At 61.7% G+C, this 23,907-nt stretch carries 12 protein-coding genes; 3 read left to right on the forward strand and 9 right to left on the reverse strand.

Translation table 11 applies throughout. The annotated features are described in order from the left end of the window. Positions 1 to 1,213 precede the first annotated feature (1,213 nt). The 8 genes from JNK74_23285 to JNK74_23320 all read right to left on the reverse strand — a co-directional run bounded on the left by JNK74_23285 (position 1,214) and on the right by JNK74_23320 (position 11,381). Positions 1,214 to 3,295: a hypothetical protein gene (locus tag JNK74_23285; GenBank protein MBL7649111.1), complete on the reverse strand. Its 2,082-nt coding sequence runs from the start codon at positions 3,293 to 3,295 to the stop codon at positions 1,214 to 1,216. Between the two features lie 18 nt (positions 3,296 to 3,313). Continuing rightward, a complete protein-coding gene (mtnA, locus tag JNK74_23290; GenBank protein MBL7649112.1) occupies positions 3,314 to 4,369 on the reverse strand; it encodes an S-methyl-5-thioribose-1-phosphate isomerase in 1,056 nt (351 codons plus the stop codon). Positions 4,370 to 4,562: 193 nt separating this feature from the next. After that, the gene (gene proB / locus JNK74_23295) at positions 4,563 to 5,690 is read right to left on the reverse strand and encodes a glutamate 5-kinase (GenBank protein MBL7649113.1); all 1,128 of its coding nucleotides are present in this window, start codon (positions 5,688 to 5,690) and stop codon (positions 4,563 to 4,565) included. A gap of 59 nt (positions 5,691 to 5,749) precedes the next feature. Then, complete coding sequence (gene obgE / locus JNK74_23300) at positions 5,750 to 7,006, reverse strand: GTPase ObgE (GenBank protein ID MBL7649114.1); 1,257 nt, start codon at positions 7,004 to 7,006, stop codon at positions 5,750 to 5,752. 21 nt (positions 7,007 to 7,027) lie between these two features. After that, the gene (rpmA, locus tag JNK74_23305; protein MBL7649115.1) at positions 7,028 to 7,288 is read right to left on the reverse strand and encodes a 50S ribosomal protein L27; all 261 of its coding nucleotides are present in this window, start codon (positions 7,286 to 7,288) and stop codon (positions 7,028 to 7,030) included. 15 nt (positions 7,289 to 7,303) lie between these two features. Beyond that, on the reverse strand, positions 7,304 to 7,615 hold the full coding sequence (rplU, locus tag JNK74_23310) for a 50S ribosomal protein L21 (GenBank protein MBL7649116.1): 312 nt from the start codon (positions 7,613 to 7,615) through the stop codon (positions 7,304 to 7,306). Between the two features lie 149 nt (positions 7,616 to 7,764). Beyond that, positions 7,765 to 8,583 (reverse strand): DUF108 domain-containing protein, encoded by an 819-nt coding sequence (locus JNK74_23315; protein MBL7649117.1) that lies wholly within the window; start codon positions 8,581 to 8,583, stop codon positions 7,765 to 7,767. A 248-nt stretch (positions 8,584 to 8,831) separates the two neighbouring features. Then, a complete protein-coding gene (locus JNK74_23320; GenBank protein ID MBL7649118.1) occupies positions 8,832 to 11,381 on the reverse strand; it encodes a PKD domain-containing protein in 2,550 nt (849 codons plus the stop codon). A gap of 453 nt (positions 11,382 to 11,834) precedes the next feature. Between JNK74_23320 and JNK74_23325 the strand changes: the two genes are divergently transcribed. The 3 genes from JNK74_23325 (at position 11,835) to JNK74_23335 (ending at position 20,007) form a co-directional block, all read left to right on the forward strand. Beyond that, the gene (locus tag JNK74_23325; GenBank protein MBL7649119.1) at positions 11,835 to 13,091 is read left to right on the forward strand and encodes an efflux RND transporter periplasmic adaptor subunit; all 1,257 of its coding nucleotides are present in this window, start codon (positions 11,835 to 11,837) and stop codon (positions 13,089 to 13,091) included. Between the two features lie 134 nt (positions 13,092 to 13,225). Continuing rightward, complete coding sequence (locus JNK74_23330) at positions 13,226 to 16,834, forward strand: efflux RND transporter permease subunit (protein ID MBL7649120.1); 3,609 nt, start codon at positions 13,226 to 13,228, stop codon at positions 16,832 to 16,834. After that, a complete protein-coding gene (locus JNK74_23335) occupies positions 16,831 to 20,007 on the forward strand; it encodes an efflux RND transporter permease subunit (protein MBL7649121.1) in 3,177 nt (1,058 codons plus the stop codon). Before JNK74_23330 ends, JNK74_23335 begins: the two co-directional genes overlap by 4 nt. Positions 20,008 to 20,114: 107 nt before the next feature. On the opposite strand, the gene JNK74_23340 is transcribed toward JNK74_23335, so the two are convergent. Continuing rightward, the gene (locus JNK74_23340) at positions 20,115 to 23,672 is read right to left on the reverse strand and encodes a CoA activase (GenBank protein MBL7649122.1); all 3,558 of its coding nucleotides are present in this window, start codon (positions 23,670 to 23,672) and stop codon (positions 20,115 to 20,117) included. Positions 23,673 to 23,907: the final 235 nt, after the last annotated feature.

Here is a 23,907-nt window from a genome sequence, read left to right on the forward strand (position 1 = left end):
ACCTCCTTTCCGAGATCCACAGTATGGGGACATTTTCAAAGAGTTAGCAGGGGGACATTTTCAAAGAGTTTCGACACGGACCACGGCGCGCGTAGAGGCGCATGTGGCCCGGCACCCGACCCGCACGGCATGGAAAGTGGAAAGTTTCACGCCGATCATCGTAGCGCGGGCTCCACCCGCAACCGAACGTTTCACCACGAAGGCTTCAGAGCAGCCGTTGGCCGCAACCAAAATACTGGATCATCCGGTTCGAGCGTACATTTCGCGTTACCGGCAGATTCATCGACACGTTGCTTGCTGCATTAGGAAGATCTGAACCACGAATGGACACGAATCCACACGAATAATGAACCGGGATTCGACTCATGAAATGGACGTCTTCTCAGGATCGCAATCGGATCTCCAGGAAATAAAGGTTCATCCGGTTTGAGGGTGCATTTCCATTTGACTGAGAATTGTTTGTGTGTTGTGTTATGTTCTGCTTCATTGACAATCAGGGATTCGGCTCAAGGGCCAGTCGCCGCGCCTAATCCGTATTCGTTTTCGTTTTTGCCCCGGAGGGGCTGAGGAACTTAGCCCAGGGTGAGCGAGGTACGAGCGAAACCCTGGGATCGGGGCCAATAATAACAGCTAACCCCCGAAGGGGGTGACGGAAAACCCGCCAAGGCAGTCAAGATATAGCGATTGGGACACGTTCAGACAATCACGCTACGCGAGCATATCGGACGATGTACCGGTAATATTTTGCGTTGCGATTTTTCCGCCACCCCCTTCGGGGGTTTGAAATTCTTATTGCTTCATACTCAGGGTTCCGCTTAGGCTCCATTCGCCGCGGCGAACTAAGTTCCTCAGCCCCTCCGGGGCCAAGACAAATACCCGTTGAGGCCGAATGATGCCTCGGCATCTGGGCTGGGCTAAGTTCCGCGACCCCTCCGGGGCCAAGAACTTCCTCGATAACTTGAGCGTAAATCATGGCGCGCCTTGCAACAAACGCGAAAAGTACCCTCAAACCGGACGAACCATAAGCTTCACGCGCCTGAGATTCTTGCTGCAATCGAGGCGATTCCCGACTGAACTTGCCCCGCTCGGAACGTTGCGCCTTCGCGTGCAAGAAATACAGGCCTGCAACGTCCCACGGATCTGTGTAAATCTGTGGGAAAGTTCTTGCTTGCGGCCTGCGGCTGCCCAAGGCAGGTATGGCCCGAAAGAGGGGTCAAACGTTGATGGATCCGCTGATCATCAGCGGCTCGGGCTCGCCCAGCGTCTCGATGGTGCTCTTCTCCGTGCGCAGATAGGTCTGGCGCGCGGGAATGCCGTTCTCCCAGGCCTTTGTGACGATCCGGCTCCGGCCCATGCCCTTCTCTTCGTCCAGCAGGTGGCGCCAGGCGCAAATGACGATGCCGGGCGTGAAACAGCCGCGCGCGCGCGCGCCGCCCACCGCCCAACCCTGCAGCACGTGATCGGGCAGGGACACCATGTACTCCGTCCACAGGCGCTCCCGGAGTTCCTCAATGCGGGCCGCGATCTCACGGCAGCTCGCCAGGTAGCCCGTCACGCGCGACATGCGGATTTCCATGGTCCGGAGCAGCACCTTCACATAACGGTCGTTGGCCCGCATCTTGAATAGATCCGCATCGGGCCGTTTGCGCGCCGCCGCCAGAAGCTGGCGCAGCATTTCGACTCGGGAGCACTCCGCCTTCGCCCGTTCCAGCAGCGCGGCCCGGCCCATGGCCCGCTCGATCTCCTGCTCGTCCCGGGCGATCGCCTGGGCCAGCGCGTCGAACTTCTCCTGGACCTCGTCGCACTTGGCCAGCAGCCGTGAGAGCACCTGCTCCACCCCCTGCGGCGCCAGGCCCTTTCGTTGCAACTTGCGGCCCAGATAGAGCACTTCCTCCTTGTCCGCCTGCAATTCGGTGTCGATGCTGCCCTCGTTGGAGAGCATGGTCAACTCCCGGCGCAGATCATCCAGCGTCGCCTGCTCCTCCGCCGAGCCGCTCGACGCCTCCGCGCCGTTGCCCTTCATGGAGGCCATCAGGTTCAGGCGATCCTCCGCCGCCACCATCACCGATCGGATCCCGGAAAGCAGCCGCTCCAGAAAGGAGAGTTTGCGCCGGAGCTTCTCCACATGGTGGACCTGCTCCTTCGTACTTTCCTCCCCCAGGATATACATCAACACGTTGCCCGCCAGGTTGTCCGCCTCGCGTTCCGTGATTTCGATAAGCTCTTCCACATTCGCGAGGCGCTGGCGAAGTTTCATGGCGGAATTCAGCATGCGCCCGGATTCGAGGGTGAGCACTTCGCCGTAGTCCTGGCAACTCAGACCACGCAGCAGGCAGATGTTGATGTTGCGCTCTTCCGTGCACACAAAATTCGCGGCCTCCGCCCACTCGGTCGCGAAAAGTTCGCCGCCGACAAAGTCGCCTCCCACCGTGATCTTCCGGCCGAAGTAACGGCCTCCGATGGCGTTGCCGGTGATTTCGATCTCCCGCGCCGCGAATATCATTCGCGGGTTTTCGGCGGCCATCGCCCGCACCGAATTCTCCTTGGAGATCACCGTGGCCTGATTGAGAATATCCTTCGCGCCCACGCTGCCCCGCCGCGCCACCACGACCCCCGCGAGATTCCCCATGATCTCGCAGCCGACCGTTGTCGCCACGTTGCCCTGGACATCGCCCCGGACATAGCAACTGCCCTTGTCCACCACCACCGTGCAATCCGGGGGCACATCCGAAAGAATCAGGAGATCGCCTTCCCGCATGCACACCGGCCCGCGGATGGGATGATTGATCCCCCCGAAGGTGCGAACATCACGCATTTCCGCCGACTTTAGTTCCTCCGCCGAAAGTACGGCGAGGCGGCGGTGCAGGGCGGGACATCCGGGTATGACCGGTTTGTGTTTGCGCGCATGCTCGATATCCCGCGTGTGGGGCGCAAGGCAGCCCATCGTCCGCCGGAAGAGATCCAGCTTGCCGCTCCGTCGGGCCAGGCCCGCGGCAAAGGAGAGAAAGTCGAGCTCGTCCCGCTCCAGCCGCGTTACGTTGCCTTCGGAAAGCTCCTTGATCAGCGCGCGCGAAAGGGGCTGCTGGCGGTAGCCCATCGTATCCGTTCGGGGGGCCTTGACCTCCGTGACCCAGATATCAAAGATCTGGCGGAGCAATTTGTAGGACTCCTGGACTTCCGGGTTGTCGTGGTGCGATTCATACCAGGCCGCGCATAGAGCGATGTCGTCCAGGAAAAGTTCGGAAACCTTTTCCCTGGGCAGATTCATCACATGGTTTGCGAGGGACTCGTACATGGAGGCCGGCGGTATCCTTCAGGTCGTGTCGAGGCGCCGGAATATCCGGCTCAAACTGATATCGTAAGGCGGGGTTACAATCCCGTACTCAGTGATTATACCCGCTATCAGCGCCGCGGGCGTCACATCAAAGGCGGGATTGTACACCGAAATACCCTCGGGCGCCGTGGACCGGCCGAATCCATGGGTTACCTCCTCCGCGGCCCGCTCTTCAATCGGAATAGCTTCGCCGTCGGTCAGCGTTCCGTCCAGCGTGGAGGTCGGCGCCGCCACATACAGGGGGATATCGTGGGCCTCCGCCAGCACCGCCAGCCCGTAGGTACCGATCTTGTTCGCCGTATCGCCATTGGCCGCGATGCGGTCCGCGCCCACGATCACCAGATCGACCCGGCCTTCGCGCATGACCTGCGCCGCCGCATTGTCGCATATCAGCGTCGTGTCGATTCCCGCCCGGTGCAACTCCCACGCCGTCAACCGCGCGCCCTGCAACAGGGGCCGGGTTTCATCGGCAAAAACATGAAAATTTCGCCCTTCCGATTTCGCCTGGTACAGCACGGAGAGGGCCGTACCCAGGCCGCCCGTCGCCAGGGCGCCCGCATTGCAGTGGGTGAGTACGCCCGCGCCCTCGTGCACCAGGTGGGCCCCAAACTGGCCGATGCGGCGGCACTGTTCGAGGTCTTCGGCAAGAATTGCGAGCGCCTCCGCTTCGAGCGCCTCGAAGAACGCCGCAGGCGTCGCGTTGTCCGCCACCGAGGTTGCCCGGCGCTCCATACGCGCAAGCGCCCAGAAGAGGTTGACCGCCGTCGGGCGGGAACCAGCGAGGCTCCGGGCAACTTCCGCCACCGCCGTCCGCGATGCCGCCAGGCTCTCCGGCTGCCGCTCCGCCAGGCCCACGAGCACGCCAAAGGCCGCGCAGATGCCAATGGCCGGCGCACCGCGCACCTTGAGTTGCGTGATGGCATCCCATACATCCGTCACGGAAGCCAGCTCGATCCAGCGCAGTTCTCCAGGCAGGAGCGTCTGATCGATGATGCTGAGGGTGCCCTCGGTCCAGTTGACTGGTTGGCAAGTCACACTGCTACTCCTTTGCCTTGCATACTCCGTATGCTACCCTAATTCCGATTATAAAACAAATTGCTCACCTATTAATGGATTTTTACCCTATTTCCAGTGCGGCGACGGCGGCAGGCGAGAGGCGCCGGCGAAACACCATGGCAACTGGCGCGCGGGCGGAAGGGTAAGGGGCAGAGGGCAGGTGGAAGGACGGCTAAATCAGCACGAGATTGTCGCGGTGTACAACTTCGTCGTAGAGCTTCGCCCCGAGAATTCCCGCGATCTCGTGGCTCTGGCGCCCCATGATCTTCCGCAGGTCCTCGCTCGAATAGTTTACCAGCGCCCGCGCGATGAGGCCCCCGTCTTCGCCCCGGATCTCCACCGCGTCGCCCACGTGGAAGTGGCCCGTGGAATCGGTGATACCGGCGGAAAGAAGGCTCTTGCCGTGGGTCTGTATGGCGTCGCAGGCGCCCCGGTCGATTTTCAGCGTGCCCTGGGCCGTGCGGCCGAAGGCAATCCAGCGTTTGCGGTGGGAGAGGGCGGACTCGGCCGGTTTGAAGTGGGTGCAACGGGCCTCGCCCGAGAGTACGCCGTGAAGCACGTTGGGCGTGTGGCCGTTGGTGATGATGGTGGGGACGCCCGCCGCGAAAGCGATCCGCGCGGCGTCGAGTTTGGTGCGCATGCCGCCCGTGCCGGTGAGGGTGCCCGCGCCGCCGGCGTACTGAATGATTTCGGGCGTGATTTCCTCGACTTCGGGAATATGGGGCGCATCGGGATTCTTCTGGGGATTGCCCGCGTAGAGCCCGTCGATATCGCTGAGAATAATCAGAAGTCCGGCATTGAGCTTCGCCGCGATCTTGGCGGAGAGGGTGTCGTTGTCCCCGAAGCGCAATTGCTCCACGGCGGTGGAGTCGTTTTCGTTCACGATGGGGATGATACTCTTCATGTTGAAGAGGTTCTTGATCGTGTTGCGGACATTCAGGTAGCTGTCGCGCAGGTCGAGATCGCGCAGGGTGAGGAGGACCTGGGCCGTGTGGAGCCCCTCGCCATAGGTCATGAAGAGGGTCTCATAGTAGTGCATCAGCGTGGCCTGGCCCACGGCTGCGACGGCCTGCTTGTCGGGCAGGGCCGAGGGGCGCTCGGTCATCTTGAGGGTGTTCATTCCGCAGCCGATGGCGCCCGAACTCACGATCAACACGTTGATCCGGTGGTCCTTCTTGAGGGCGCAGATCTCCTTGACGACCGACTCCATCACGTGGCCTTCGAAGGCGCGACGCCCGCTCAAGAGGCTGGTTCCGATCTTGATGACGAGAGTTTCCAGGGCGTCGGGATCAAATTTCATAGGAGTCGATGCTTCTCAGGGCCGAGATTAACAGGTCGCTGCGGGCGCTAGTATGGCCCTTAGTCCGGGTGATACTCAAGTTCCAGATCGCCGATGAAGATGGACTGGCCCTCTTCCGCGCCGAGGCGCTTCAGGGCCCGGAAAATGCCCATCTTCTCCAGCACCTTTTGGAGGTGCTCGGCCCCTTCGGGATTGCCGAAGTCGGTCATGCGCACGGCGCGCACGGGGCGTTCGCCCTCGATACGGAAGCCGCCCTTGATCCGGATGACGTCGTAGGGCGCTTCGTAGGTGTATTCGCGCTCCGGCTCCGGCGCTTTCTCGCCATAGAGCTCCGCGTTGCGGGCCGCTTCCACCTCCGTCCAGAGGTGTTCGAGCAGGGCGGGAATGCCCTCGCCCGTGGCTCCGGAAATCAAGTGCGCATTGGGGAAGGCGTCCTTCACTTCTTCATAGCGCTTCCGGTTTTCGGTGATGTCGGACTTGTTCAGGGCGTAGACCGCCGGACGGCTTTCGAAGACTTCACTGTGCTGGCGAAGTTCGCTCTTCAGCGTTTCCAGCGTCTCCACGGGATCGCCATCCCCCAGATCGATCAGGAAAAGGAGGACCCGCGTGCGCTCGATGTGGCGCAGGAAATCGAGCCCCAGGCCCTTGCCCTCCGCCGCGCCCTCGATAATGCCGGGGATATCCGCCACCGCCAGGGTGCGGTGGTCGCTCAATTGGACGATACCGAGATTGGGCGTTATGGTGGTGAAGGGGTAATTGCCGATCTTCGGCGTCGCCGCCGAGATGGCGGAGAGCAGGGTGGACTTGCCGGCATTGGGCAGGCCGACGAAACCCACTTCCGCGATCAGCTTGAGTTCCAGCACATACTCGCGCTCCTCACCCGGCTCGCCGCGCTCTGCGAAGCGGGGCGCCTTGTTGGCCGAGGTCTTGAAACGCGTGTTGCCCTTGCCCCCCTTGCCGCCCCGGCTCACGCGAAAGGACTGCCCTTCCTCCGTCAGGTCGGCCAGCAGTTCACCCGTCTCCGGATCGTGGACCATGGTGCCGCAGGGCACCGCCAGGATGATGTCGTCGCCGCCCCGACCGTGCAGGCACTTTCCTTTGCCGTGAAGGCCGCGGTTCCCCTTCCAAAGGGGATGGAAACGCAGGTCCATGAGGGAGGTATAACGAGAAGAGGCAGCGATATAAATATCGCCGCCTTTTCCTCCGTCTCCGCCATCGGGGCCGCCGAGGGGGACGTATGCTTCTTTTCTGAAACTGCAGCACCCGTCGCCGCCATGGCCACCGATAACTTTAATTCGGACGCGATCTACAAACATGGCTGCCGGTGCTGCCGGCCGTTATTCGGCCGCCGGTACGATATCAACGCACTGCCGGCCTTTCTTGAAGAACCGGAACTGCACCACACCGTCGGCGAGGGCAAAAAGGGTATGATCCTTGCCGAGGCCGCAGTTCTTGCCCGCGGCAAACTTGGTGCCGCGCTGGCGAACGATGATATTGCCCGCGATGGCCTTCTGGCCGCCGTAGAGTTTTACACCAAGGCGTTTGGACTCACTGTCGCGACCGTTGCGGGAACTGCCGCCTGCTTTCTTGTGTGCCATTGAGAAACCTCTCCCTTATGCTTTGATTTCGCGAATCATGATTTCGGTGAACAACTGGCGGTGGCCCTGGGTGCGCATGTAGCCTTTCCGGCGCTTCTTCTTGAAGACGCGGATTTTCTTGCGCTTGCCTTCGTCGGTGATCTCGGCAATGACGCGCGCGCTGCTGAGCGCGCCCGGTTCGGCCGTGATGCCGTTGCCGTTCACCAGCAGGCAGACCTTGCCCAGTTCAATCTGGCCGCCGACGGGACCATCCAGCTTTTCCACCCGCAGCCGGTCGCCTTCGGCAACCTTATACTGCTTTCCGCCTGTAACCACTACAGCGTACATGGTTAATCTCCATTCTTAACGATGCCCGCGGGCCGCTATGGCGCGCAGGGGTCATGCTCCACGTTTCCTGGGGGCCTGTCCACCCCAGGGGGTCGAATCATGCCCTACTTTATGCACTCACCGCGACCGCGAAAGCGGCCCGTTTCTTATCAGGACTCTTTAAACTGCCGGCAAAACGCCGTTGCGGCCACCCGGAGTTCCGCGCTCGCCGAAAGCGACGCCAGATAGCTCGATTTCGCATTGCGCGGCGACGGCAGATTGATCGTTATCGCCTTCAGGCTCCCAAAGGCGCCCTCGGCATCCACTTCGTGGCTGTTCCGCGTCGCGTTCGGATCGGCGATGACGCAAACCCGCGTCTCCTTCGGCCCGATACCCATCAGACTCAGCGCGCCGGCCACGTTCACGTTGGCCGGAAAGGCTTTCACCGCTTCCAGAGCATTGCCTTCAAAGACGACTCTGGGCTCGGTCAGGTTACTAATATCTATATTGTTCTCAATGAGATAGGGCGCGCCGGCCAATCCTTCCGGCGGCTTGCGCGTGGTCAGCGTGACCATATGCAGGCCGCCTTCCATGGCGGCGCGGATTCCGTCCAGGCCGCACAGGGCGCCCGAAGGTATCCGTACCTGTATTCCGCTCTGCTTCGCCCGTTCGATCTCGTCCGGGAGCGCCATCAGGCCGCCCACGCTCATGACAAGACAGTCCTTGTGGTGGCGAATCGCCACTTCCAGGACGTCCTTTACGACGCTGGCAACCGCGCATTCTACAATAAAATCGACCTGCTCCGCCAGTTCGTCCAGCGTGCAGATTCGGGCATTGAGCTGAAAGGTGCGCACCAGCACGGCGGCTCGGTCCGGATCCACATCCGTCAGCGCCACGACTTCCGCCGGAATCCCCCCTTTATGAAGGGCGATGCAGATGTCGGCGCCGATATTGCCACACCCGACCAAACCGATCTTCATCTTGGTCATGGTGCATCCTCTCATTGCTCAGGTTTTCCCCGCGCGCGGGGCATCAGGAAAGCGCGCCTCGCGCCGGGTCATCGCGCACGGTTCAAAGCGCGCGGCCCGACATTGGGCACAAACCCGAGGATGATAGCATGCGTGGTTCGGGCAAGTCAATGTTGGGACGGTCTTTACATCGCACACCGGGCCGGGGCGCCGTCATAAAAAAGGCGCCCCCGCCTGGGGCGGGGGCGCCGGATCAGATTGCCTGGAACTTACGGATTGATCTGGATGAAATCTTCCTTCGTTTCCGCGATGGACATGGGCGCACCCGTGATGGCGTGGGTGAAGTCCAGCGTCAGGGTGACGTCGTAGATTCCAGCGGTTTCATAGGCGTGGGTCGGATTCTCGCCCGTCGCGATGAATCCATCACCAAACTCCCACAGGCGGCCTTCAATCGGCTGGCTGTTGGTGTCGTCCGACTGGTCGAAGAACTGGATGGCCGTGTCCCGGGTCGCAATGCGGGGGATCGCACTGAAATCGGGTACGGGCGGTTCGTCGATGGCCACATCGTGGGTTGCGGTGGTCACGCTGGTCGGCGTGGTGACCGTGAAGACCACGGTGTAGGTGCCGCTGTTCGCATAGGTGTGGGTCGGTTCTTCCAGCGTGCTGGATTCGCCGTCGCCGAAGTCCCAGGCATAGGAGAAGTCCGCCGCTTCCGTTTCCGTGCCGGGCGTAATCAGGCTCGTGAACTGGAGCGAGTCCGTCGTCAGGGCGCCGTCTTCCAGCACATCCTCGCGCGGCGTGTCCTCGTCCGTTTCCACGGAGAAGTCAACCGTCGGCGGGTCGAAGACGATGGTGACCACCTGAGACGTCGTGACTTCCCGGGTGCCCGTCTGAACGGTCAGCGTCACCGTGAAGTTTCCGGCCGTGGTGAACTCGTGGGTCGGATTCTCCGAGGTGCTCGTGTTGGCGATGCTCGTGGGGTCGCCGAAGTTCCAGAGGTAGACATAGCTGGAACTGGGTTCGCTGCCGGCCACAGTTTCATTCGCGAACTGGACGATGTCCGGGCGGTCGGGATTGGTCGTGCTGAAGGAGAACGCGGGCGTGGGGGCCTGGACCACCTGAATGTACGACGTCTTCGTTTCCGTGTCCGAGTTGTCCGTCGTCACCGGGGTACGCACCGTCAGGGTGACGGTGTAGAAGCCCGGCGCGTTGTACGTGTGGGACGGATTCTGGAGAATACTCAGGTTGTCGTCGCCACTGTCCGGATCGCCGAAGTCCCACAGCCACTGGTTCACCGCCGCGGTGCCGGGGATGGAAAGGTCCTGGAACTGAACCGCCTGGCCCACACTGGGACTGCGGGGCGCGCCGGAGAAATTGGCCGTCGGGGGCTGGAAGGACACGGTAACCACTTCGGTGGCCGTGTCGGAGCCGTGATCGCTGACGACCGTCAGCCGCACATTGAAGGGGCCCGCGCTGTTGTAGGTGTGGGTCGGGTTCTGCTGTGTGCTGCTGGAGCCGTCGCCGAATTCCCAGAGGTACTGCTCGATGGGCGCGGAGCCCGCCAGGGAGCCGTTGGTGAACTGGACTTCCGTCAGGATGAAGGGCGTCCTGTCGCTCACGCTGAATGCGGCCGTGGGCGGAACCGTAACCACGGTAACCGTCGTGGTCACCGTGCTGCTGCCGTGGGCCGAAACCACATAAAGGGACACCTCATAGTCGCCACCGGCGGCGAAGGTATGGGTCGGATTCTGTACCCGGCTCGTCGCGCCGTCGCCAAAATCCCAGAACCACTGCTGAATCTCCGCCGAACCCGCGTCGGAAATGTCCGAGAAGCGCGCCGTCGTCAGGGCGACGGGGCTGGAGGGGTTGACGGCGATCCGGGCAATCGGGGCAAGCTTGCGCTGCACCACGATAAGATTCGTCTTGGATTCGGTGCTGCTGCCGTTGGCCGTGTTGACCGTCAGGCTGACCGTAAATACGCCGGGCTCCGTGTACTGGTGGGTCGGGCGGGATTCGGTGCTGGTGCGGCCATCGCCGAAGTTCCACAAGACGCCGGTGACGGGTTCGGTGGGGGCGATGGAGAGGTCGGTAAAGGTGACCGATTCACCCTCGTAAATATTGGTTGTGCTCGCTTCGAAGTCCACCACGGGCGCGGGGCTGCCCACGGTGACCCACGCGGCCTTGCGGATCGTCTCTTCGCCGTTGGCGGTCGTCACCGTCAGTGTGATGCTGTAGAGTCCCGGCGTGCTGTAAACGTGGATCGGGTCGGTCGCCGTGCTGGTGTTGCCGTCGCCGAACTCCCAGAGCCGCGAAACCACATCGCCCGCCGCATCGGTTTTCTCGCTGGCGTCTTCGAAGGTTACCGCCTGGCCCACGGCGGGGCGGCGGTTGTTCACCCGGAAGTCGACCTGGAGCATATCCTCCGCGTAGACCGTGATCTTCTGATCCGCCGCGCCGCCCGTGCGAACGATGATTTCGCCCCGGTTCGTGCCCAGCAGCATCAGATTGCGATCAACGCGGACGGGCACCAGAAGGCGATCAACAATGCCAACGCCGAGGCAATTGTCCGCCGAGTCGGTGCACAGTTGGGGAATGATCCAGGGCTGATTGCTCGAAACGACCACGGGCTCCACCGGCGAATTGGTTAAATTGCGGTGCACCTGAAAGGTGAGGGTGTCCTGGTCGGCCTCGAAGTTCAGAACCTGCGGTGTCAGCAGCAGGGCCAGGCCGTTATCCCCCTTCCAGGGGCATCCGGCGAGGATGGCCGTCAGACAAGCGGCTAACATCAAACGAGTTACACTACCCCGATTCACAAACATGCAACAGACTCCTTGCTTCCGCGACGGTTGTATATTACGGCGGATCCCACTGGTCCAATCAGGCACCACGATTCATGTTGGCATCATGCCATTTTCACAGTTCAGTGTCAACAATATATTATACGGCAATTTACCTGTTCATTCCCCAATGAGAACCATCATAAGAAATCACACCCACCGATTGCACACTTTGAAGTCCGGACTGGTATAATGGGGAAATTCCAGCGCCTCACTATCGGGGGCGCGCCCCCTGTAACAGCCCCGCCACAGTACTGCGGGTACCGCCCGAGTGGTGGTGGTATCCGCCGCGGTTCGCGTAATAAAGGCCGCGCGCGCAGGTATGGTGTGGCGACCCTTAACGGCCCCAGCGTTGTGCGGCAGGCCGCTCCCCCCGCCACCGAGACCAACGCTCCCCGCGCTCCGGCGTCGTAGACGAAAGGAAATGATTCTCCCATGCGAAAGACCTTGTGCTGGATTCTTGGCACCGCCATGCTTGCGGGCCTGGCTGGTTGCAACCAGTCGGAAAAAGGCACGGTCAGCGCCTTGAACGCGGAGAAGCCCGCCCGGAACCCCTTTCTGGTGGAGGCTTCGAAGCCCGAGCGCCGCGACATCTCCGAATATCTGACCGAAACGGGGAACATCACCGCCGAGCGGCAGGTGGAGGTACTGGCCAAGGGTACGGGGCATTGTATGGAGATTCTGGTGGAGGAGGGCGATCATGTGGAGAAGGATCAGGTGCTGGCCGAGATCGACAAGGCGGAGATGCAGGTCAATATCCAGCAGTCCCGCGTCAATGTGAAGCACCAGGAGAATATCTACCGGCGCACGGAGAATGGCTGGAAGCAGGGTATTTTCAGCGAGGCGGAGAAGGACAACGCCAAGTCGGCCTTTGAGCAGGCGCAGGCCTCCCTGGAGATGCAGGAAGTGCAATTGACCTACCTGACGATCCGCGCGCCCATCTCCGGCGTCGTCACCCACCGCAAACTTCAGGCGGGCATGCTCGTCAGCACGGGGATGCCCGTGTTCAGCATTGTGGATCCCTCGTCCTTCATTCTGCCCATCTTCGTTACGGAGCGCAGCCTGCCCCGCCTGAAACTGGGCCAGGAAGCCCGGGTGACCATCGATTCCTCGGGCGACCGGGAATTTGTGGCGAAAGTCCGCCGTATCAACCCCGGTGTGGACGCCCAGACGGGCTCGGTGAAGGTCGTGCTCGATTTCGACCCCAGCGATCACGAATACCTCCGCGAAGCGGCCTTCGCCCGCTACAGCCTGGTGATGGACACCCACACGGATGTGCTGGTGGTGCCCAAGGATGCGATCGTCGAAGAGAACGCCCGGCGCTACGTCATGGTGGCGCAGCGCGGCGCGGCGTCGGCCCAGGCCGCGGAGGCCCCGGCCGCCGCCGAAGGCGGTGCCGCGGCGCCCGCGACCACGGACACGCCCGAGTGGGTTGCCGCCCGCGTGGAGGTTGAAACGGGCCTGGAAGACAGCAACTACACCGAGGTCCTCTCCGGAATCAACGACGACACGCTGGTGATCACGCTGGGCCAGCAGACGGTGAACGAAGGGGACTTGCTTCAGGTGGGCAACCTGGAAGAAACCTTGAAAACCCGCGGCGAAATCTCGGCCGATGCGGCGCTGGACGAGGTGGAGAAAGAGAAGGCGGCCCAGGAAGCCGAGACCGCCGCCCGGGCCAAAGGCGGCGCCTGACCGGGCTCCGCGCCGCCCGGTGACGCGCGGGCGGGCGCCGGAGCGACGACGCCGGCCGGGTCCCGTTCACCCCTTTTCAGCAATGCGCCCCGCGACCAGCGCGGGTTCAACTTCGACCCCGACACGGATACCTCATGACCGAAGCACAGCCTGAAGCGCCGAACAACTACCGCCTGGCCATCCGGCGCCCCGTGACGACGGCCATGATCTTCCTCACCATGATCGTGTTCGGCGTTCGCTCCTACCAGCAACTGCCCATCAACCTCATGCCGGACATGGACTACCCGACCCTCACCGTCCGCACGGAATACGAGGGCGCGGCCCCCGAAGTCGTGGAGAATCTCGTTACCCGCCCCCTCGAAGAAATGCTGAGCATCGTGACCGGCCTGGTGGAGATCAGCAGCGTATCCTCACCCGGCACTTCGGAAATCATCCTCGAATTTACCTGGGATACCGACATGAGCGCGGCCCAGCAGGACGTGCGCGATCGGCTTGACCTCTTCGAGGCCCCCCAGGAGTTGACGGAGAAGCCGGTCATTCTGCGCTACGACCCCACGCTGGATCCGATCATGCAGGTGGCCATCACCACGCCCGATCTGGCGGCCCAGGGACGGGATGTGGATCCCGCGATCGAGAAGAAGCTGCTGACGGAAATCCGCGAGGCCACCGAACGCAACGTAAAGAGCGATCTGGAGGCCAAGTCCGGTATTGCGCAAGTGCTGGTCAAAGGCGGTCAGGAAGCGGAAATCCAGGTGCTGGTCGATCCGCAGCACGTCAAGAGCCTCGGACTTTCCATGGAGGCCATCGGCAACAGCCTGGCCCAGCAGAATATCAGCCGCTCCAGCGGCAGCCTGAAGGAAGGCAAGTCCGAGTACCTCGTCCGCACCTACAACGAGTTTGAGACCGTGGAGGATATCCGCGAGTCCATCATCACTTCGGCCATGGGCCGGCCCGTGCGCCTGGCCGATGTGGCGGAAGTGTTCATGGGAACGAAGGAAGTGGAGACCATCGTTCGCATTAACGGCCGCGAGGCCGTGGCCCTCGAAATCTACAAAGAGGGCGATGCCAACACGGTCGACGTCTGCAACATGGTCAAAGATCTCCTGGGTTTCGAGCGGGAGCTCGGGTTCTGGGAGAAGATCATCAAGCAGGTCAAGGAAAACGTGCGCGAGGGCAATCGAAAGGCCGGTCGCCCCGCGCCGCTGGAAACCCTGGAGGCGTACACCCTCCTCGACGAGCTTCCCGACGGCACCGGCCTGACGTTGATCAGCGATCAGTCCCGCTTCATCCAGGGTTCCATTGACGAGGTCAAAGACGCGACCATCATGGGCGGTATCCTGGCGCTCATCGTACTGTTCCTCTTCCTGCGCGAAATGAAAAGCACCATCATCATCGGCGTGGCCATTCCCATTTCCGTGGTGGCGACCTTCGTGCCCCTCTTCGCCGGTGGCGTGACGCTCAATATCATGTCCCTCGGCGGTCTGGCCCTGGGCGTGGGTATGCTCGTAGACAACTCCATCGTGGTGCTGGAAAGCATCTTCCGCTGTCGTGAAGAAGGCGACAGCCCCGTCGACGCGGCGGAGCGGGGTACGCGGGAAGTCTCCGGCGCCGTTATCGCATCCACCCTCACCACGGTGTGCGTGTTCTTCCCCGTCACCTTTGTCGAGGGCGTGGCCGGTCAGTTGTTCGGCGATCTCGCCTTGACGGTTTCCTTTTCGCTGCTGGCTTCGCTCCTTACCGCGCTCTACCTCATTCCCCTCGTGGTCTCCCGCCAGGGCTTGAAGCTCGAGCGCACCGGCCAGGTCTTCTGGGCGACGCGCGCCTATGATCACCTTCGCGGCACCGAAGGACGCGGGCGGGTGGCCGCCGCACTCGGCGTTTTTCCGCTGGGCTTCACCTATGCGCGAGGCTACTTCGTAAAGACCGTGTCCGAGGCCTTTGTGCCGTTGACCGGCTTTGGCGCCCGCTGGCGTGAAGGCGGGGCCTCCGGCAAGCTGATTTGTCTGGTCGGGCTGCCAATTATGTTGCCCTTTCTGATCGCCCTCTGCCTGCTTCAACTTGTTCTTGGCTTTCTCGGGGGTATCCTGGCAACGGGGCTCTTTGTGGTGCTGCTAAATTGTTACGCGGTATACGCCATCATTCGCGCCGCGCTCCGGGTCATCCTCTGGCTTCCTCTCGAAGCATTCGATCTGGCCTACGGCACCATGTGCCGGGTATACCGCGCCGTGCTGGAGCAGGCGCTCCGCTTCAGCCCCGTCATTCTGCTCTTGACGGTGCTGGGCGCCGCCCACGCGCTTCAGACCCTCATGGGCCTGGGCAGCGAACTTATTCCTCCGATGAAACAGGGTGAATTCCATGTGCGGCTTGAAGCGCGCGCGGGCACGCGCATCGAACAGACCGAACTGCGCGCCCGCGAGCTTGAGAAGATTCTCCGGGCCGATCCCGATGTGGATCGCGTCACCGTCGAAGTGGGTGAAGAAGGCACCCGGGGCACCACGGAGCGGGGGGAGAACGTGGCCGAGTTCACGGTCATGTTGCGCGACCCCGAGCGCCTGGCCCTCTTCCAGGACGAGATCATCGAGCGCCTGCGGCCGAAACTGGTGCCCGCACCCGGCGAGGAGGTCACCTTTCAGTTGCCCTCCCTGTTCAGCTTCAAGACGGCCATCGAACTGCAGATTGTAGGTGATGACCTCGTAACCCTTCGGACCATGGGCGAAAAGGCTATCGAGTTGGTTTCGGCCGTTCCCGGGGTCAAAGACGCCGAACTGAGCGTCAAGTCGGGCTTTCCCGAAATCATCATTTCGCCCGATCGCCTCGCTTTGGCGAAGAAGGGCCTTTCCACCAGTCAGGTCGCCTCCCGGGTGCAGTCGGAATTGCAGGGCGATGTGCCCACGCGCTTCAGCCTGGCCGGCGAAAAAATCGATATTCGGGTGCGCGCGGACAAGTCCTTTCTCAAGAGCAAGTCCGACCTGCGCCAGCTCAACCTTACCGAGGGCCTCGCATCGACTCCGCTCGACTCCGTGACCCTGATCCAGCAGCAGGAAGGCCCCAGCGAGATCCGCCGCGTGGGCCAGCGCCGGACCGTGGTCATTACGGCAAATCTCGAAGGACGGGATCTGGCGGCCGTGTCGCGCGACATCCTGACGGCCATGAACACGATGGAGCGCCCCCAGGGCTACCTCTTTGAACTCGGCGGACAGAACCGCGAGCTGGAGACCTCCTACGAGAGCCTGCGCTTCGCCCTCCTTCTGGCCATCTTCCTGGTCTACGTGGTCATGGCGTGTCAGTTCGAATCCATGTGGCACCCGGCCATCGTCATGTTCAGCGTGCCCCTCGCCTTCTTCGGTGTGGCCTACGCCCTCAAGTACATGGGCATCGACCTGAGCATCATGGTGTTTCTCGGCGGCATCATTCTCGCCGGTATCGTGGTGAACAACGCCATTGTGCTTGTGGACTATATCAATCAGCTTCGCGAGCGCGGTTACACGAAGCACAAGGCGATCGTGGAATCCTGCGCGGTCCGCCTGCGCCCCATTCTCATGACCACGATTACCACGGTGCTTGGCCTGTTGCCCATGATCGTGGCTTCCGGCGAAGGCGCGGAGATGCGCCGCCCACTGGCCGTCACCGTCATGTTCGGCCTTTCGTCGGCAACACTCCTTACCCTCTTCATCATCCCCATGATCTACTACCTCGTGGGAGGACGTGACAAAGTCCCCGCAGGGGAGACCCCCGCGTCTTGAAGTTTTCCCTGCCTGATTTCGCGATACGCCGCCCGGTAACGGTGACCATGCTGAGCATCAGTGTGGTGATTCTCGGCGTGATCGCGGCCACGCGGATTCCCCTGCAATTCCTGCCGAATGTGGACCCGGCCTTCCTCGGCGTCACCATTCCCTATCCGGGCGCCACGCCGGCCCAGGTGGAGCAGCAAATAGCGATTCCCGTGGAGGGCGAATTCCGCACGGTGTCCGGTTTGGACAACATCCGGACCATTTCCAACGGCGACGGCTGCTTCGTAAGCATGATGTTCACACCGGAAACTGACATGGCCCTCGCTGCTGCGGAAGTCCGGGATCGCATGGAGCGCCTGAAGCTGGTGTTGCCCGACGATGTTGAGCGCATGGTCATCCAACGATTTAATTCCCGGTCGATCCCCATCATGGCCTTTGGCCTCTTCCGGGAGGGGGGAGACTCGGCCTTCGTGGATATGCTCCGCCGCACGATGGAGCCGCGACTGCGGCGTATCGATGGCGTGGCCGATATTCAGATGCAGTCCTCCAGCCCCGAGCGCGAGGTCATCATCGAGTTTGAGCAGGATTACCTGCGCAACCTGAATCTCGGCCTTTTCGACGTCATCTTGCGCCTTCGGGAGAGCAGCCTGAACGTGTCCGTCGGCGAGCTCGTGGACGGTACGAATAAACATATCGTGCGCGTGGTGGGCGAATACCACCGCCTGGACGAGCTGGGCGATCTGGTGGTCACGCCCGGGGGCAAGCGGCTCCGCGACGTGGCGAATATTCGCTATGGCACCCGGGAAGAAAACCAGCACGTGTCGCTGGATGGCCAGGGGGGGGCGCTGGTTCTGGTGACCAAGGAGTCCGAGGCCAACGCGGTGAAGACCTGCCGGCTGGTTCGCGAAGAGATGGAGAAGATTCTGGCGGAGGAAGACTACCAGAATGTGGGGCAGAAGGTTTTCTTCGATCAGTCCGACTACATCACGGGCGCCCTCAAGAACCTGATGAAAGAGGGGGTCTACGGCGGGGCCATGGCCCTCATCGTATTGTTTGTTTTCCTGCACCGCATCGTGCCCACCATTGTCGTGGCGCTGATGATCCCGACGTCGCTCGTGGTCGCCCTGGTATTTATGTTCTTTGCAGGAATGAGCATGAACATGATCACCATGGTCTCCTTGATCATTGTTGTGGGCATGCTCGTGGACAACGCCATTGTCGTCGTGGAGAACATTATCCGTCATCGCCAACTCGGCGAGAGTCCAACGGACAGCGCCTTGAAGGGCGCCAAGGAAGTGGGGCTGGCGATTGTTGCATCCACGGCGACCACGGTGGTGGTGTTTGTCCCCATGTACTATATGGACACGGGAAGCATGTCGGTGTTCATGGAGGAGCTCGGGCTTCCCCTGATTATTGCGCTCTCGGGAAGTCTGGTGCTGGCGCTTACCATCGTTCCGCTGGTGATGAGCCGCATTAATATGGCGCACCACGCCAATTTTTTTCATCTCCTGTCCGGCGCGCGTGATGGTGAACGCGCCACCGGAATCCTCGGGGGGCTCCTTGGAGCGCTGGGTAATCTACGCGCGGTGGAGCGGACTATTTCGTTCTACTCTTTCTGCCTGCGCTGGTCGCTGAGCAACCGCCTGGCCATGTTGCTGCTGTTGATTATTGTCGGCGTGGTCACCGCTGTTGTGCCCTTCCAGCACGTGGGCATGGGCGGCATGCCCCGGCTGGATACCCGGGAGGTGGAAATTCGCGTCGAGCTGGATCAGAGCTACGACATGGAGCGGGCGGAGCGTCTCTTCAGCACCATGCAGGCCGAGCTGGACAGTCGCCGCGAAGAATTGGGCATCAAGAACATCATGACGCTCTACGGCGCGATGGGCGGCTCGTTCAATATTTACCTCTACACGGAGGAAGATGGGCCGGAGTGGGTGGACCCGCCCTATACGACGGACGAGGTCATGAAGATCACCTCCAAGCTGATGGGCACCCAGTTGCCGGGGGCCGAAATCAAGCATAGTGTCACCGATGCCGGATCTTCCAATGACAGCGAGACGGTCACCGTGTACCTATATGGCGACGAACGCGACGAGCTCCACAAGCAGGCGAACAACTTCAAGCTCCGGATGGAGGCCCTGTCCGACGTGAGCGATGTGAAGACGGATCTGGAGCGCGCGACGAGCGAGATCCAGATCCAGATCGACGAGCCCCTGGCGCAGCAGTATGGAATCACCGCGCAGGCGATTGCCGTAACCGCCGATGCGGCCCTGCGCGGCGCGCGGCTCCAATACATGAAGCAGGGCATAAGGGAAATCCCCGTGTGGGTCCAGTTCCGCGAGGAAGACCGGAAGTCGCGGGCGAACCTGGAGAATGTGGCCGTTGTGGGCGCGACGGGCACGCTGGTGCCCCTCAGCCGTCTGGTTACTTTTCCCAAGGAGCGCACCGCCGCGACCATCCAGCGCTACAACGGCAAGAACGTCATCGCCCTGACGGCCCACGCGGACACGGAAGATCTGGGCACGGTGCGGAATTCTCTGGCCCGGGCGATCAAAGAGTTCCGCATGCCCACCGGCTACTACATCGACTTCGGCGACGCGCTACGCGAATTGGGCGACAACATGTCCAACTTCATGAGCACCTTCATCATGGCGGTCATTCTGATTTACATCGTGATGGCCGCGCTCTTTGAATCGGTGGTGCTGCCCCTTTCCGTGCTTTCCACCGTGCCCCTGGCCATGGGGGGCGCGATCTGGATGCTCTATCTCACCGGCTCGCAATTCGACAGCGTCACGCTCATCGGGTGTATTCTCATGGCGGGCGTCATTGTGAACAACGGTATCGTTATTGTGGATCACATCAACACGCTTCGGGCGGAAAAAGGCGATCTTGCCGAGGGCATCGTGAACGCGGGCGCGGATCGATTCCGCCCGGTGATGATGACGGCCCTTACGACCATTCTGGGTCTCGTGCCCATGGCCGCCGCGACCTCCGGAAGCGGCGCGACCTTCGCCGGACTGGGGCGCGCGCTTATAGGCGGCCTGACCGTGGGGACGGTGCTGACGCTCGTGGTCGTGCCCGTGTTCTACAGCCTCATCGACGAGTTCCAGGGGTGGTGCATCGGGTTTCTGGGGAGCTTCAAGCGACGTTTACCAGAGAAGGGTGCTGTGGCGACCGCAGATTAGTAGGACAGATACGACGAATACGACCGATGGCGCACACAATGTCTTTTTGGGGGGTTGGATAGCGCCGCCCCATCTGTCTTATCGGTCCAATCCGTCTTATGTTTTTCCTACGACGCCGCGGCCATTTCTTCTTCCGGATTGCGCAGGGCCTCCTCGAAAGCCGCCAGCTCACGCTCGATCTCTTCGCGCTTGCGCGCTTTTTCAATCATGGTCTCGCGATAGCGCTTCAGGAAATAGCCAATCGTCTCTACGCGGATCTTGATCGCGCCCTGGGGCTTGTTCTCGTCGATGTCCTTGAAGTAGAAGAAGGGTGTGCCCGAGTTTTCCACGATCTCCTCGATTACGGTGTAGATGGGCGCGTCGTGGCCGCACTTGAAGTTGCTCAGTTCCAGGGCCACGAGGTTGGGGTGGCGCGCGACATACTTCGCGGCCCACACCTTGCGCGAGGTGTTTTCGGAGTAGCTATTCTTCCAAACGTCGTCGATATCAAAGCCGCTCTTGATCTCGCCCCGGGCCACTTCCTCGCCAAAGAGCCGATCGATGATGTCTTCGTCGATGGGGAGGCTGTCCTGGGTGAACACGGGGTAGCCCAGCTTCTGGAACTCGTCCATGATCTCGTGATTGATGCCGGGATCGTTGTGGTAGGGGCGGGCCAGCAGCACGATGCCGAGGCGCTGTTCGCGTTCAAGCGTGTCGAGCATCGCCCGGGCCTCGTCTCGACGGGCCTGATAGAAATCGGCCAGGGCCTTCAGGCCCACTTCAGTAGCGCGAACGGCCTCTTCTTCCGAAAGGCCGAGCTCCGCGCCCCAGTCTTCATACATCTGGCGGGCGCAGAGGGGGCCGTTGTCCATGTTGATGAAGGTTTTCTTGTAGACCACACCCTTCTCGACGAAGAGATCGCTTTCCTTGGTGAAGGCCGCGTGGACCGCTTCGGGCGTCGCGGTGACGGTGGGGCAAGCGCGGCTGCCGAGAATGTTCTCGAGCCAGGTGGGGAAGGAATCCACCATGGGGAAAAGGATGAAATCCAGCGGCTTCTTTGCCGTGTGCTTGTGGTAAAGCAGGTTGTGTACGTGGGGGATGCCCACCTTGCTCGGAAAGCAGGGATCGATGCTGCCGCGCTTCGCGCCTTCCTTGTAGAGGCCCTCGCTGGTGTAGTCCGACCACACGAGGTTGCGATCCCGGATGCCGAGGCTCTGGAAAAAGGCCATGAAAAACGGCGCCTGGGAGTACATGTTCAGCACTTTGGGCATGCCGATGCGGATCGCGCCGCGCTTCTCGATCGCCGCGCGCCGCGCCAACAGTTCCGCGCGCTTTCTGCCGCGATGATGCCACCGGATTTCCGGGAGCGGGTCCGCCACGGAGTCTACGGTAACGGCCATGAAGGCCTTGGTCGCGGAATGCTCCACGAGATTGGGATAGCGATCCTTCAGGTCGTCGAGGCCCTTCTTGATCTTCTTCATGTCCGCCACGTCTTCCACGGTGCCTTTTTCACAGGTGGCGATGATGAGGCGTTGCTCGTCTTCCGCCAGCGGCACTTTGGACTCGAAATCGGGCGACTTTTTCTCTTCTTCGGTCGAGCCGCGCTTGAGGCGCGTGTGACTCACCGTGGAGGTGTTGAGCTTGAGCGTGCTGGCTTCGACGGCTATGGGTTCGGCGACTTTCGACGCCGCCGATTTCACATCGATGAAGGTGCGGAGGCAGTTGTTCTTGCAGAAGTAGCAGCGCGTGTTTTCGTCGCGCGTGGTGCGGTACTCGATAGAACGGACCGCCTCCAGCCCGATGAAGCTCGTGCGTCGGCCCTGCTCGGTGGCCAGGCGATGGGCTTCGAAGGCCGCTCCGATAGCGCCGGATTCACCGCAGTGTTTGTGCACCACGATGCGGGGCTCGATGCCCGTGCCGTGGAAGCGGCTGCTAATGAAGTCCACTTGGGCCTTTACCGCCGCCATGTTGTTCTGCGTTCCGCCCTGGAGGATAAAGGTGCTGCCGAGCTTGGGCAGGTTGGGAATTTGGGAGACGTAGAGCCAGATGTTCTTCGGCAGCACATCGGCCAGGCCCGCCATGATCTCCTGGGCCTGCCAGCCCTGGCGCTGGAAGTCCACAATGTCGGACTGCATGAAGACGGCGCAACCATAGCCGAACTCCGGCATGGCTTCGGCTTTGAAGGCCACATCGGCGTATTTGCGCACGTCCACGCCGAAGTCCTGCGCGGTGGACTGAAGGAAATAGCCGTTGCCCGCCGAACACTGGGTGTTGAGCTTGAAGTCCTTCACCGCGCCATTGCGCAGGATGATGACCTTGATATCCTGGCCGCCCACGTCGCAGATCACATCGGCGTCGGGGTAGAAGTGGAGGCCGCTCTGGGTGTGGGCCACCGTCTCCACCAGCGCCACATCGGCGTTCAGCACGTCCTTGAGCACGTCCTTCGCGTAGCCCGTCGTGCCCACGCCCAAAACCTTCAGCGTACAGCCCTGCGCGGAAATCTTTTCCTCCAATTGGGCGAGGATGTCCATCGTGTCTTCGATGGGGTTGCCCTTGGAAAGCTGGTACACCTTCGCGGTGATGTTCTTGTTGTGATCGATGAGCACGGCCTTGGTGCTCGTCGAGCCGCCATCGATGCCGATGTAGCCCTCCACCACCGTGCCGGGCGTAAAGGCGAAAGGCTCCCACGACTCAATCGCGTAGCGCTGGTTGAAGGCGTCGAGCTCTTCCTGGGTCTTCGCCAGGCCGGTTCGCCCCGCCGCTTTCTTTTCCTCGATGCGGCCCACTTCCAGATACCACTGGAGCTGCTTCGTGCCCTGGTACACGCCCATGTTGATATCGTCGTCCACCTCGGACTTGCCAAATTCCACCGCGCCGATGGCCGCGAAGTATTGGGCGTTGTCCGGCACCTTGATCAGCTCTTCAATGGGCCGATCGGGCACTTCGACATTGCGCTCTTTCCAGATGAGGGGGATGTTGTGACGCCAGCACTCGGCCATACCCTTGACGTAGCAGTTGGGTCCGCCGAGCAGGAGCACATTGGGCAGGAGCGTGTGGCCGCGCGTGAGCACAGAGAGGTTCTGCTGGATGATGGACTCGAAGAGGGAGGCCATGAGCTCTTCCGAGGGCACGCTCTGCTTCTGCAGGCCGTTGATGTCGGTCTCGGCGAATACGCCGCATTTGCCCGCGACGGGGTGGAGCTTATGGCCCACATAGCCCATCTGGCTCAGGCGCTCGGCGGGGATGCGGAGCTTGGCGTTGATCTTGTCGATCACCGCGCCCGTGCCGCCGGCACACTTGTCGTTCATCGAGGGGATTTTCTTCTTACCGCCGCCTTCTTCGTTTTCCTTGAAGACGATGATCTTCGCGTCCTGTCCGCCGAGCTCGATGACGCTCATGACGTCGGGGTAGAGCTTTTCCACGGCGAGGGAGACGGCGTTAACCTCCTGCACGAAGCGCGCGCCGATGTGGCGTCCGACGGCGGTGCCACCCGATCCGGTGATGAAGATGCGCAGGGCATTGTGGGGCACGCCGGGAAAGGCAAGCTTCACTGCTTCGAGCAATTCAAGGCACTTCTCGGGCTGTTTCGTTTCGTGGCGCTGGTAATCCTTCCAGAGGATCTCGTCGGTGGCGGGATCGATGACCACGGCCTTCACCGTGGTGCTGCCCACGTCCAGGCCCATCATGAGGCCCTGGGGATAGGCGGCCGTGCTCTGAAAGGGCACAAACTCATGTTGCGGCGCGCGCACGGGGGGCAGCGGCGCGGATTTTGTGCTGCAACCGCAACCGCCGCCCGAGCCGCAGGAAGATTTCGCGGCGGACGCGGGCTCCGAGGCGGGTGTCGAACATGTGCCCGTACTGCACCCGCCGGAGGTCGATGTTTTCGTGCTGCAACAGCCCATGATGTGATTCCTGATCTAT

This window comes from Candidatus Hydrogenedentota bacterium, assembly GCA_016791475.1.
In the GTDB taxonomy this organism is placed as follows: domain Bacteria; phylum Hydrogenedentota; class Hydrogenedentia; order Hydrogenedentales; family JAEUWI01; genus JAEUWI01.

Bases quoted from the DNA above. Each gene is read 5' to 3' on its own strand.
- JNK74_23285 (MBL7649111.1), bottom strand. From the start codon at position 3,295: ATGTACGAGTCCCTCGCAAACCATGTGATGAATCTGCCCAGGGAAAAG.
- proB (MBL7649113.1), bottom strand. From the start codon at position 5,690: ATGAAATTTGATCCCGACGCCCTGGAAACTCTCGTCATCAAGATCGGA.
- obgE (MBL7649114.1), bottom strand. From the start codon at position 7,006: ATGTTTGTAGATCGCGTCCGAATTAAAGTTATCGGTGGCCATGGCGGC.
- rpmA (MBL7649115.1), bottom strand. From the start codon at position 7,288: ATGGCACACAAGAAAGCAGGCGGCAGTTCCCGCAACGGTCGCGACAGT.
- rplU (MBL7649116.1), bottom strand. From the start codon at position 7,615: ATGTACGCTGTAGTGGTTACAGGCGGAAAGCAGTATAAGGTTGCCGAA.
- JNK74_23315 (MBL7649117.1), bottom strand. From the start codon at position 8,583: ATGACCAAGATGAAGATCGGTTTGGTCGGGTGTGGCAATATCGGCGCC.
- JNK74_23320 (MBL7649118.1), bottom strand. From the start codon at position 11,381: ATGTTTGTGAATCGGGGTAGTGTAACTCGTTTGATGTTAGCCGCTTGT.
- JNK74_23325 (MBL7649119.1), top strand. From the start codon at position 11,835: ATGCGAAAGACCTTGTGCTGGATTCTTGGCACCGCCATGCTTGCGGGC.
- JNK74_23330 (MBL7649120.1), top strand. From the start codon at position 13,226: ATGACCGAAGCACAGCCTGAAGCGCCGAACAACTACCGCCTGGCCATC.
- JNK74_23340 (MBL7649122.1), bottom strand. From the start codon at position 23,672: ATGATGGGCCTGGACGTGGGCAGCACCACGGTGAAGGCCGTGGTCATC.